Genomic DNA, 12590 nt, shown 5'->3' with positions numbered 1-12590 from the left:
CTACCGCACCGAAGCCCACCGCCCGGACCGCCACTCGTACGCCGACACCGGCAACGGAGTCCGCCCGCGCCTCCTCCTGCGCCGGATGACTCGTGCACCGGGCCCGCTCCGGGGCCCGTGCCGGCCCGGCCGTACGTCAACCCGTGAACGACCGCAGTCCGGCAGGGCGTGCGCCGCGGCGCGGCCTCTCAGGGTCCACCACCGTTTCCCTTTCAGTCCTGTGTCCTCATGGACACCGACCCCAGGACGCCGAACGAGGCATGTACCTCCTGGCCTGGCAGCAGGTCCACCGCGCCGGACCAGGAGCCGGCCAGCACGAGGTCGCCGGCGCTGATGCCGGTGCCGAACTCCGCCAGGATCCGGACCAGACACGCCACCGACTCCGCGGGATGTCCCATGACCGCCGAGCCGCTCCCGGTGTACTCGGTGTCGCCGCTGCGCAGTACCATCCGCGCCGCCGCCAGGTCGGTCGTGTCCGGCGCGACGCCGGAGCCGACCACGGCCGCGGCGGAGGACGCGTTGTCGGCGACGGTGTCCACCAGGCCGATCTCCCATGCCTCGATCCGGCTGTCGAGCACCTCCAGGACGGGGCAGACCGCCGTGGTGGCGTCGAGCACGTCCTGAGCCGTGACCGCGGGGCCGCTCAGATCCTCCGCCATCCGAAAGGCGATCTCGCCCTCGACCTTCGGCGAGATGAACCCGCGCAGGTCGAGGAGGACGCCGTCGGGCAGGACCATGCGATCGGTCAGGTAGCCGAAGTCGGGATGGTCGATGCCGAACATCTTCTGGATCACCTCACTGGTGGCTCCGATCTTGAGCCCGGCCAGACCGGCACCGCTCGCCACTTCGAGCGCGCGGACCTCACTCTGGATCGCGTACGCGTCCGCCAGGCCGAGTCGCGGGTACCGGATCGACACCGGCGGCACCGGCCGGCGGGTTCTGGCGGCGTTCCAGAGCTCGGCGCCGAGTTCGCGGTGGAGTGTCCGCGCGGCGGTCGTCATCCGGTCGCCACGAAGAGCCGGCCCCCGGGCAGGCCGATCGGCACGGTCCTGGTCTGCGAGAAGCCCGCCTTCTCGAACTTGTCCAGCCACTCCTGCTCGGTGGGAAGGGAGACGCTCATGAAGGTGGCGTGCAGATAGGTGAAGAGCGCACTGAACTTGCGTTCCTCCGGCCCCTGCGCGTAGGAGACCGCATCGGCCACGGCGAGGAATCCGCCGGGGCGGAGCGCGTCGCGCAGGGCACCGAGGACGTTCCGGGCCGTGCTGTCGTCCGCCACGATGTCGTGCATGACGTAGCAGGCCAGGATGGCTTCCGCACCCGCGACCGGCCCGGGGTCGTCGACCAGCGACTCGATCGGCCGCTCGACGACCGTCAGGCGTTCGTGCACACCGGCGGCGTGGGCAGCCTCACGCGCCGCGGCACAGGCGGCGCCATTGCTGTCGACGGCGGTGGCGGTGCGTGCCGGATGCTCGTGCAGCAGCTTGATGAGCAGTCCGCCCGCCCCGGCGCCGAGGTCCGTCACCCGGAGCGCGCCGGCCGCCACAACCCGTTCGACGATCTGCGGATAGAACGCGCGTTCGCCGATCCACCGCGAGCTGACCGCGACCCGCTGTCCGTCGCGCCGGTGGGTGCGAGCGGCCTCGACGGGGTCGATCAGGAACGCACGGGCGTTGTCGATGAAGGGGCCGTTGGCGTGCATCGCCCAGGACACGTACCCGGCCTGGTGGCGCAGGTCGCTGTAGTCGGCGGCCACCTGGAAGTCTCCCGGGACCTCGGTTTCGACGATCAGGCCGGCCGCGAGCAGCGCCGTCAGGTAGGTGGTGATGCCGGCGAGCGGGACGTCGGCGGCCTTGGCCATGCGCGCGGCGCTGAAAGTCCCGCCGGAGTCCAGGACCTGGTCGGCGCCGATCTCGGCACCGATCTGCAGCAGTGTGGCGACCGCGGCCGCGTCGGCCACGGATTGCGGGGTGTGCCCTTGCACGATTACTTCTCCCTTGCCCGTCAGATGTGGTCGACAGTGATGCGCGACAGGTCCGCGGGCGTCCGCTCGGCGGCCAGTGCCATGGCGACCTCGATGATGGTGTCCTCCTGGCCGGCCACCACCCGCCGCTTGCCCAGTTCGAGCAGGACCTCGCGGGGATCGACGTCGAAGCGCAGGCTCGCCCGCCGCACCGGCGCCGCGAATCCGGAGAACACCCCGGCGATGCCGCTGGCGATGGTGACGCTGTCGTTGGTCGGTACGTGCTTCACGAACCGCTCCTCGGCCGTGTCCGCCGCGTCCAGGGCGCCGAACAGCCTGATCCGTGTGTCTATCCGCTCGACGTGCAGGTTGGCGGCGACCAGTTCGATCGGCGCGTTGCCCGCCCCCGCGCCGAACCCGCGCGCCGTGACGTCCACGATGGTCGCCCCCGCACTGATCGCGGTCACACTGTTGATCACCGAGTGGCCGAGGTTGTTGTGGGCGTGGAAACCGATCGCGATGTCGAGCTTGTCGACCAGCTCGCCGACCTTCTCGCGCACCTGCCGCGGGGTGTACGCGCCGGCCGAGTCCATCAGCACGACGGCCTCGGCGCCGTAGTTCTGCATGAGCCGTGCCTGTTCGACCAGCTTCTCGGCCGGCGCCATGTGGCTCATCAGCAGCATTCCCTTCACCGGTACGCCCATGGCCCGCAGCATCGTGATCTGCTGGCGGGTGACGTCGGCCTCGGTGCAGTGGGCACCCACCCGGACCTCGTCCACGCCGCAGTCGAGGGCGGGCCTGAGGTCGCGTTCGACGCTGGCGAAACCGGGGATGGAGAGCACGCCGAGCCGGGAGTCGCGCAGCTCGGCCTTGGCGGCGAGCAGCATCTCCGTATCGCTGATGGCCGCGATGCCGACCTGGATGGAGGAGGCACCGAGCCCGTTGCCGTGCCCGACCTCGACGACGTCCACGCCGGCCGCCTCGGCCGCTCGCGCGTACGCGCTGATGTCCGCGCGCCCCAGCTGGTGGGCGACGGCGTGGTTGCCGTCCCGCAGCGTCGTGTCGCAGATCTGGAGGTTCCCGCTCATGACCGCCCCCGCCCGGTGCGGGCCTCCGCCGCGGCGACGGCGGCGCAGGTGATGATGTCCAGGTTGCCTGCGTAGCGCGGGAAGTAGTCGCCCCGCCCCTCGACCTCCACGGTGAGCATGTAGCGGTCGCCGGTGGCGACCGGCGGCACCACGACCCGGTAACCGGGAACGTAGGAGCGGATCTGCTTCTCCATGGTGGTGACCGAGTCCCGCAGGGCGTCGAGGTCGATGCGCTCGGTGGTGGACACCGCGATGGAGTTGCGCATGACGATGCCGGGGTCGGCCGGATTGATGATCAGCACGGTCTTGGTCCGCGTGGCGCTGCAGAATTCGGCGGTCGCCTGTTCCGTCGTGTGTACGTACTCGTCCAGGTTCGCCCGCGAGGCCGGGCCCACGGTGGCCGAGGCGCTCGCCGAGACGATCTCCAGGTAGTCGACGTGGCCCGCGATCTGCGTGATGCAGCGGGCCATCGGGACCGCCGCCTGACCGCCGCAGGTCACCATGGAGAGGTACTGCTCCTCGACGCAGTCCTCGAGGTTGAGAGCCGGCACGCAGAACGTGCCCCGGTTGGCCGGCGTGAGGTCGATGAACGGCAGCCCCAGCGGCTCGGCGATGCCCCAGTGGCGGGTGGCGTCGCCGGCGGAGGTCGCGTCGAACACCAGGTCTATCTCGGCCTGCGCGTCGACGACCGCATCGATGCCGTCGGTGCTCGTGGCCACCCCGCGGCCGCAGGCCAGCTCGATGCCGGACGAATCGGCCCGCCGACCGGCGAAGAGCACGCACGTCAGCAGCGGGGACGCCTCGACCTTCAGCAGCAGATCGGTTCCGATGTTCCCGGTCCCCACGATGGCGGTCCGCAGCGGAGCCGGATGCACCTGCGTACTCATTCGGTCCTTCCTTTCGCAGTGGGCTGGCTACCGAGGTGATCCTGTTGGCTCACGCCGAGCGGCGGAGGATTCACGTCGTGCATCTCCGGCGACAGGTAGACCTTCACGCGGGGGCGGGCGCGGCCCGGCTGCCAGGAGACGTAGTTGTGGATCCCGGTTCCCGCGTCGAGCCCGCGGTGGGCGATGCCGGCGAGCACGCTGTCGTAGCGGCGCAGCGCCTGCGGATACGCGGCGAGGGCACGGTGGACCCGTTGCCGCACCTCGCCGTCGTGCTCCGCGTACGTCCACAGCGGGATGTAGAGCGTGGCCGCGGCGCGTTCGTGGGTCTGTGCGTCGAACAGCGACAGGCAGGTGACGGGCGGCTGGTCGCTGAAGTGGCGGCGGCCGCCCGTCATGGTCCTGCAGAAGTCGCGCACCTCCCCGGGTTCGAAACCCGGGTAGGTCTTGAGAACCGCCGCCACTTCGTCGGCGTCCGCGCCGAAGTGCCGGAAGTAGACCTTCACCCGGGCCGCGGGGTCGTCGTCCAGATCCAGCGAGAGCAGGAACGGCACGTCGTACCCGGCCCGGTGGACGTGCGCCTGGACCACCGGCCACAGATGTGTCGCCCCCATCCGGTCCAGGGCGGTGTACAGCAGGTCGAACATTCCGTCGGGGCCGTTCCCGTCCAGGTAGAACCAGACCTTGAACCGGATCGGGGCGCCGGAGCGCACCTCGGCGCCGTACATGGACACATGCGGCCCGTGCGCGTCGTCGGTCAGGAGCCGGTCCGCGGCGGCCGACCACCGGGCCATGCCGGTGCCGTAGCGTTCGGCGAGCAGCGGCATGAGCGTCCGCGCCGCGGCGGGGTCGCGGGCCGGCACGCCCGCGGTCAGTGGCTCCATGGCGAACTGAAGGGCGGGCGCGTGCCCGTCGAGGTCGACGGCGTACTCCACCGGAGACCCGTCGGGCGACACGTCCGACAGGGGAAGGTCGTTGGGGCGGGCGGCGCCCCAGTGGGCGGTCATGGCCCGGAACGTCGCGACGAATTCCGTACCACCGGCTCCCAGTTGCAGGGTCCGTGCCGTCTTCTCCAATATCGTGGCGCAGGCATCTCGGACCGTTGCCGACTCCTCGGTCAACTCGGTTCTCCTTGTCAGAATCCACGTCGGGGCGCGGAGTGACCCAACGCCACGTGTCCGGATGAAGGTCTGCGGCCCCGCCCCGTCGCGGCGACGCGTTCGGTCACGGCCGGGACCCACACGGAGGAGCCGAGCCGGTCCCGCATGCGAGGTTCAGGACTCCTCGCCCATGGCGCGGACCAGGCTCCGCGGCCGCATGTCGGTCCAGTGCTCCTCGACGTAGTCGAGGCACGCCTGGTGGGTGTCCTCGGTGTGGGCGACGGTCCACCCGGCCGGCACGTCGGTGACCGCGGGCCACATCGAGTACTGGCCCTCGTCGTTGACCAGCACCAGGAACGTCCCCTCGGTGTCGTCGAACGGGTTGCCCATCAGTTCTCCTCCTGGGTTGTCGCGTTGGCTGTGACGGCCCGGAGGTGTTCCTCGAGGATCGGGCCGATCAGCTTGAGCGCGTCCGGCGTCATGATCGTGCTGTGGCCGGTCGGGACCGGGCGGTACGTGATGTCGCCGCCGACGAAGTCCCGCCACACCTCGGGGTCGAGCACCCGCTCGCGTTCCTCGGTCGCGCCGAAGATCAGCATGTCGGCGTCGACCCGTTCCGGCCGGTGCTTGGTGGCGATGGAGATGTTGCGGTGCAGGATGTCCATCAGGAGCTGGAACTCGTCCTCGGCGACGTTGCCCAGGACCGTGTTGGTGTTCCGGGCCAGCTCCGAGAACTGCGCGAAGGTGAGCTCTCCGCTCGGCAGGGCCGCCGGGTCGATGCCCAGCACCTCGAGGATGCCGGCGTAGACCTTGGCGGTGGCCTCGACTACCTGCTGCTGTTCCTCCTCGGTCAGCGGCCTGGACGGTTCGGAGTCGAGCGCGACGATGAGCCCGACCCGTTCTCCCGCGGCCTCCAGACGGGCGGCCATGGCGTGCGCCACGACGCCGCCGAACGACTGCCCGAGCAGGTAGTAGGGCCCGGTCTTCTGCACCTGACGCATCTCCTCGATGCAGTCGTCCGCGACCTGGATCAGGGTTTCCGGCAGCTCGTCCGGGTGACTCAGCGCGCGGGACTGCAGCCCGTACACCGGGAAGTCGGGGCTCAGATGCAGCAGCAGATCCGAGTAGGACCAGCAGATCGCCGCCCCCGGGTGGATGCAGAACAGCGGCGGCAGGGTGCCCTCGGTGCGCAGCGGAAGGAGTACGTCGAAGGCGTTGTCCGTGCTGTCGGAGCCGAGGTGCCCGGCGAGTTGCGCGACGGTGGGCCCGGCGAAGAAGGTCCGGATCGGAATCTCCATGCCCATCACCTCGGCGATCCGGGCGATGAGCTTGTTCGCCAGCAGGGAGTGGCCGCCGAGGTCGAAGAAGTTGTCCTCGACGCCGATCCGTCCCAGGTCCAGCACCTCGGCGAACAGACCGCAGAGGATCTCCTCCTGTGCGCTGCGTGGTCCGCGCCCCACCGGTGCCGCGACCTGCGGCACCGGCAGCGCCTCCCGGTCCACCTTGCCGTTCGGCGTCAGCGGCAACTCCTCCAGCGCCATCACGACCGTCGGCACCAGATGCTCCGGCAGCGACCGGCGCAGGTCCTCCCGGATGCCGGTGACGTCGGCGCCGGGGCGGGCGGGGACCACGTAGCCGAACAGCGCCGGGTCACCCTGGCGGTCGGCCCGTACGGCCACGGCGGCCCGCGCCGCGGCCGGGTGCTTCGCCAGCGCGGCCTCCACCTCGCCGGGCTCCACCCGCATCCCGCGGATCTTGACCTGGTCGTCGGTACGGCCCACGAACTCCAGCTCGAACGCGTGGTTGAGACGGCCGATGTCCCCGGTGCGGTACATCCGCGAGCCGGCCGGGCCGTACGGGTCGGCGACGAACCGGCTCGCGGTCAGCCCGGGGCGGTGCAGGTATCCGCGGCCCACGGCCGGGCCCGCGACGTACACCTCGCCATCGGTGCCGGGCGGCACGATCCGCAGGGCCGCGTCGAGGACGTAGACCCGCGTCCCCGGGTTGGGCCGGCCGACCGTGACGCGTTCGCCGTCTGCGCCGTCCGCGCTGTTGAGGGGGTCGGTCATCGTGCAGGCGACGGTGGTCTCGGTCTGGCCGTAGACGTTGACCATGCGCCGCTGCGGCGACCAGCGGGCGGCGAGACCGGGCGTGAGGACCTCGCCGCCGAGGAGCAGACCGCGCAGATCGGTGAGCCGGCCCGGCGCGTCGGCCGGCAGGCTCGCCAGTACCGACGGCAGCGTCACCAGGTGCGTGATCCGCTGCTCGGCCAGCACCCCGGCCAGCGGCTCGCCCGCGATCAGGCCCGGCTCGGGAAGGACGAGCGTCCCGTGCGCGGCGAACGCGACGACGAGGTCCATGATCGAGGCGTCGAAGCTCGGCGAGGAGAGCTGCAGGACGCGGCAACCCGCACCGAGGCCCCAGCGGTCCCGCCATGCCTCGGCCGCGTCCGACAGCCCCGCGTGGGTGATCACCGCGCCCTTGGGGCGACCGGTCGATCCCGAGGTGTAGATGACGTACGCGGGGTGGTGCAGACCGAGGCCGGCCGAGCGGTCCCGGTCGGTCGGATTGGTGTCCGGCAGGGCCTCCCACTGTGCGACGGTGGCCGGGCCGTCGATGTTCATCACCGGCTGCTCCGCGCCGAGGCGGGCGGCTCCGGAGGCATCCGTCACCACCAGTTTCGGCCGGGCGTCCGCGCAGAGGTACGCCACCCGGTCGGCCGGGTAGGCCGGGTCGATCGGCAGATACGCCGCCCCGCTCTTGGCGATCGCCAGGATCGTGACGACCTGTTGGACACTGCGTGGCAGCAGCACGGCGACGAGGTCCTCCGGGCCCGCGCCGCGGTCGATCAGCGCCCGCGCCATCCGGTTCGCGCGGCTGTTCAGCTCGGCGTAGGTGAGGCCGGCCGCGCCGTCGGTCACGGCGATCGCGGACGGGTCGGCCGTCGCCCAGGTCTCGAACAGCCACGGCAGCGTTCCCGGTACGGGTTCCGCAAGGTTGACTTCCGCCCCGCTCGTCAATTCAAGTCCTCCGATGGGTTGGTGGGGAGCTTCGACGACTTCACGCAGCAGCCGCCCGAACTCGTCGAGGAAGGCGTCGACGGTCGCACCGTCGTAGAGATCGGTGGCGTACTCGACGACGAGGATCAGGCCGCCGGGCGCGCCGCGGTCGTCGAACGTCTCGATCGCGTTGACGGTGAGATCCACCCGGGCCACACCGGTCTCAACCCCGTCCAGCTGCGGCCGTGCGGTCAGACCGGCCAGCTCGAACTCGGCCTCCGGTGTGTTCTGCAGCACGAGCTGCACCTGGAAGAGCGGGTGGTGCGCGGGCGACCGGTCGGGGTTGAGCTTCTCCACCAGGTGGTCGAAGGGAATGTCCTGATGGGCGTACGCGGCCAGGCTCGTGTCGCGCACCTGCTCCAGAAGCGCGCCGAAGCTCGGGCCGCCCGAGGTGTCGATGCGCAGGACCAGCGTGTTGATGAAGAAGCCGATCAGGTCGTCGAGGGCGTCGTCGACCCGTCCCGCGATCGGCGCGCCCACCGGGATGTCGGTGCCGGCCCCGCTGCGGCTCAGCTGCGCGCCGAGCGCCGCCTGGAGGACCATGAACAGGGTGGATCCGTTGCCGCGGGCCAGCGCTCGCAGGGCCTGGTGCAGGTCCGCGTCGAGATTGCGGGTCAGCGTCTCACCCCGGTGACCGGCCTCCTCCGGGCGCGGCCGGTCGGTCGGCAACGTCACCAGCCGCGGCAGGCCGGCCAACTGCTGTTGCCAGTACCCGAGTTGGCGGCCGATCCGACTGTCCGGGTCGGCGTCGTCGCCCAGCATCCCGCGCTGCCACAGCGCGTAGTCCGCGTACTGCACCGGCAAGGGCGCCCAGGACGGGGCACGCCCTGCCACGCGTTCCTCGTACGCCGTCGTCAGGTCACCGGTCAGCGGCCGCATCGACCAGCCGTCCGCGGCGACGTGGTGCACGACCAGCAGCAGCACCCATTCGTCGGGACCCGTGGTGAACAGCCGTGCCCGCAACGGGATCTCCCGCGCCAGGTCGAACTGGTGCCGGGAGGCGTCCCGGAGCACCCGCGCCAGGTCGTCCTCGGACACCTCACGCACCGGCAGCTCGATGCCGATGCCGTCGGCGGACAGGATCCGCTGGTACGGCACTCCGCGGCGTTCGGCGAAGACGGTGCGCAGCGCCTCGTGCCGGGCGACCACGTCACCCAGGGCGGACCGCATCGCGGTCACGTCGAGGGCTCCGGACAGCCGCATCGCCAGCGGCGAGTTGTACGTCGCCGACGGGCCCTCCAGCTTGTGCAGGAACCACAGGCGCTGCTGCGCGAACGACAGGGGCAGCAACTCCGGCCGGGGCTGCGGCTCAAGGACGGGCGCCGTACGGTCCTGGGCCGACCCCTGTGCCAGCGCCACGGCGAGCTGGGCGGGTGACGACGCGGCGAACACCTGCTGCAGGGGCACCTCGATGCCCAGGACGGCGCGGATGCGGCTGGTCAGCCGGGTGGCCAGCAGCGAGTGGCCGCCCAGGTCGAAGAAGCTGTCGTCGACACCGACCCGGGGCCGCCCGAGGAGGTCGGCGAACAGCTCGCACAGGATCTCCTCGTACGGGTCGCGCGGGCCGCGGTCCCCGGCGCCGGTGGTCACGACCTCGGGTTCCGGCAGCGCCTTGCGGTCGATCTTCCCGTTCGGGGTGAGCGGGATCCGCTCGATCGGCGTGATCGTGGCCGGCACCATGTGGTCGGGCAGCAGCGACTTGACCGTGCCGCGCAGCTCGGACACGAGCTCACCGGCGGTCCGGGCGGCCGCGGGCACGTTGGCGACCGCTTCGGGGCTGCCCGGGCGGTACACGTCCGCGAGCGGTTCGTCCTCGCCGGTGCCGGCGAGCAGCACCGCGTCGTAGGTGTCCCGGTTGCGCGGCGACCAGGTCAGCACCGCCCGCCAGGCGTGGCCCGCCGCCCACTGGCGTACCCGTTCGGGATGCAGCCGCGGATCGGTCGTGCCGGCAAGCCGCGGGTTGGGGATCCGGGTCACCCGCGCCGGTGCCGTCACCTCGTACAGATCAGTGGCATCCCGGACATCACGGCCCCAGACCAGCTCCGGCAGTTCTCCGACCGGTCGCGCGGCGCCGGTGTGCAGCACCACCTCGTAGCGGTACGCGGTCAGCTCGTTGTCCGCGTCACCCCGCTTGAGCAGCACCTCGACGCCGGTCAGCCGGGGGTGCCGGAAAGCTGTGAAGAACTCGGGCGCGAGGAGCAGTTCCTTCTCCACGGCCACCGCGTGGTCCACGGCCGACGCGCCCGACCCGGGATTCCGGAACCGCTGCACCGCCGCGTGCAAGGCTCGCAGCAGACCGTGGTGCCGTACGTCGCCGACGATCAACCGGCCGCCGTCGGCCAGCAGATCGATCGCCTTGCCCAGTACGTCGCGCAGGTAGTCGGCGCTCGGGAAGTACTGGACGACCGAGTTCAGCACGATGGTGTCGAAGTGGCCGCGGGGCAGCCCGGACACGTCATGAGCCGGCCGGCATCGCAGGTGCACGTGCTCCCAGCCCTGTTCCCGCGCGTACTCCCGCAGTCTCTCCACGGCGGCCGCCGAGAAGTCCGTGGCCCAGTACTCCTCGGTCCGCTGAAGCTGAACCAGGGGGATCATCACCAGGCCGGAGCCCGCACCGATCTCGAGCACCCGGCGAGGCCCGAACCGGGCCACCTGGTCCACCGCGGACCGCTGCCACTCCCGCATCTGGTCGATCGGGATGGGCGTGCTGGTGAAGGAGCTGTTCCAGCCCGCGAAATCGGCGCCCGGCTCGTGCGACAGCCCGCCGTACACCTGGTGGTAGATGCTGCGCCATTCGTCGAGCTGGTCGTCGAAGTCCACCGCGGACCCCTCAGCGGCCGGCACGACGTAGGCGGCGAGCGAGACGGCACCCGAGCGGTCCTGCCGCGGCACCACGACGGCTCGCGCGACCGATGCCTGCGCGGCGAGGACGCGTTCCACCTCGCCGGGCTCCACGCGGAAGCCCCGGATCTTCACCTGTTCGTCGGTGCGGCCGAGATACTCCAGGTCACCCTCGGTGTTCCAGCGGACCAGGTCGCCGGTGCGGTACATCCGCGACCCGGCCGGCCCGTACGGATCGGCGAGGAAACGTGACGCCGTCAGGGTAGGACGCCCCCGGTAGCCACGTGCCACCCCGGCACCCGCGATGTACAGCTCCCCCGGCACCCCCGGCGCCGCCGGCCCGAGGGTCTCGTCCAGTACATACAGCCGGGTGCCGAGGGCCGGCTTGCCGATCGTCACCGGGGGCTCGCTCAGTGCGCCGGTCTGGCTGGCGACGACGGTCGACTCGGTGGGCCCGTAGGCGTTCACCATGCGCCGGCCGGGCGCCCAGGCCCGCAGCAGTTCCGGCGGGCACGCCTCGGCACCGACGATGAGGGTCCGGAAGCCGGTCAGGGCCTGCGGCGCCTCGGCCGGCAGGGTGCTCAGTACCGACGGCGGGATCAGGGCGTGGGTGACGCGGTGATCGGCGAGCGCCCGCGCCAGTTCCTCACCGGCCAGGCGATCCGCCGAGGCGATCACCAGGGCGGCGCCGGAGTCCCAGGCCCAGACGAGTTCCAGGACCGCAGCGTCGAAGCCCGGCGACGAGAACTGCATGATCCTGCTGTCGTCGGCGGCGGCGCAGCGCTGACGCAGGGTGGCGGCGAGGTTCGCGAGCCCTCGGTGGGTCACCACGACGCCCTTGGGCCGTCCGGTCGATCCGGACGTGTAGATGACGTACGCCGGATGGTCCACGCCCACCGGACGTATTCGGTCCCGGTCACCGGGATCATGCTCGGGCAGTCCCTCGAACACCTCCGACTCACCGATCACCAGCGCCGGCCCGGCATCCTGCAACACGTACTCCACCCGCGCCCGCGGATAGGCCGGATCCACCGGCAGAAACGCCGCCCCCGCCTTCACCACACCCAGCACCGTGGCCACCTGCATGACCCCGCGCGGCAACACCACACCGNCGAACACCTCCGACTCACCGATCACCAGCGCCGGCCCGGCATCCTGCAACACGTACTCCACCCGCGCCCGCGGATAGGCCGGATCCACCGGCAGAAACGCCGCCCCCGCCTTCACCACACCCAGCACCGTGGCCACCTGCATGACCCCGCGCGGCAACACCACACCGACGACATCCTCGGCCCCCACCCCCCGGCCGATCAGATACCAGGCCACCCGGTTCGCATACGCGTTCAACCGCGCGTACGACCAGCCGACACCCCCCTCGACCACCGCCACCGCGTCCGGCGTCACCCCGACCCGCCGCTGGAACAACCCGGCCAGCGTCACCGCGTCGACAGCGGACTCCGCCGCCCCCCACTGGCTCAGCAGCCGGACCCGCTCATCCGCACCGAGCAGATCCACCTCACTCAGCCGGGACTCCGGCGCCGCCACCATCGCCTTCAGCACACGCCTCCACCGCACCGTGAACGCCTCGATCGTCGACCGCTCGTACAGATCGGTGGAGAACTCCACGACACCCGTCAGACCGGCCGGACCGCCGTCGG

General features: G+C 71.4%; 7 protein-coding genes. All 7 read right to left on the bottom strand.

Translation table 11 applies throughout. The features are described from left to right. Window positions 1-212 precede the first annotated feature (212 nt). A complete protein-coding gene (locus HTV45_RS22515; RefSeq protein ID WP_215207655.1) occupies window positions 213-1001 on the bottom strand; it encodes a 2-keto-4-pentenoate hydratase in 789 nt (262 codons plus the stop codon). Next, on the bottom strand, window positions 998-1981 hold the full coding sequence (locus HTV45_RS22510; RefSeq protein ID WP_215207654.1) for a methyltransferase: 984 nt from the start codon (window positions 1979-1981) through the stop codon (window positions 998-1000). Before HTV45_RS22510 ends, HTV45_RS22515 begins: the two co-directional genes overlap by 4 nt. Before the next feature lie 20 nt (window positions 1982-2001). Beyond that, window positions 2002-3048: a 4-hydroxy-2-oxovalerate aldolase gene (gene dmpG, locus HTV45_RS22505; protein ID WP_215207653.1), complete on the bottom strand. Its 1047-nt coding sequence runs from the start codon at window positions 3046-3048 to the stop codon at window positions 2002-2004. Next, on the bottom strand, window positions 3045-3935 hold the full coding sequence (locus HTV45_RS22500; protein ID WP_215207652.1) for an acetaldehyde dehydrogenase (acetylating): 891 nt from the start codon (window positions 3933-3935) through the stop codon (window positions 3045-3047). Before HTV45_RS22500 ends, dmpG begins: the two co-directional genes overlap by 4 nt. Next, window positions 3932-5053 (bottom strand): tryptophan dimethylallyltransferase family protein, encoded by a 1122-nt coding sequence (locus tag HTV45_RS22495; RefSeq protein ID WP_215207651.1) that lies wholly within the window; start codon window positions 5051-5053, stop codon window positions 3932-3934. The genes HTV45_RS22500 and HTV45_RS22495 overlap by 4 nt, the downstream gene beginning before the upstream one ends. Before the next feature lie 153 nt (window positions 5054-5206). Further along, window positions 5207-5422 (bottom strand): MbtH family protein, encoded by a 216-nt coding sequence (locus HTV45_RS22490; RefSeq protein WP_285899676.1) that lies wholly within the window; start codon window positions 5420-5422, stop codon window positions 5207-5209. Continuing rightward, complete coding sequence (locus HTV45_RS22485; RefSeq protein ID WP_215207650.1) at window positions 5422-12558, bottom strand: non-ribosomal peptide synthetase; 7137 nt, start codon at window positions 12556-12558, stop codon at window positions 5422-5424. The genes HTV45_RS22490 and HTV45_RS22485 overlap by 1 nt, the downstream gene beginning before the upstream one ends. Between the last annotated feature and the right edge of the window lie 32 nt (window positions 12559-12590).

This window comes from Streptomyces sp. CHD11 (genome assembly GCF_018638295.1).
Lineage (GTDB): Bacteria > Actinomycetota > Actinomycetes > Streptomycetales > Streptomycetaceae > Streptomyces.
Note: the sequence above shows the minus strand (reverse complement) of the source record. Positions and strands in the feature narration are given on the sequence as shown.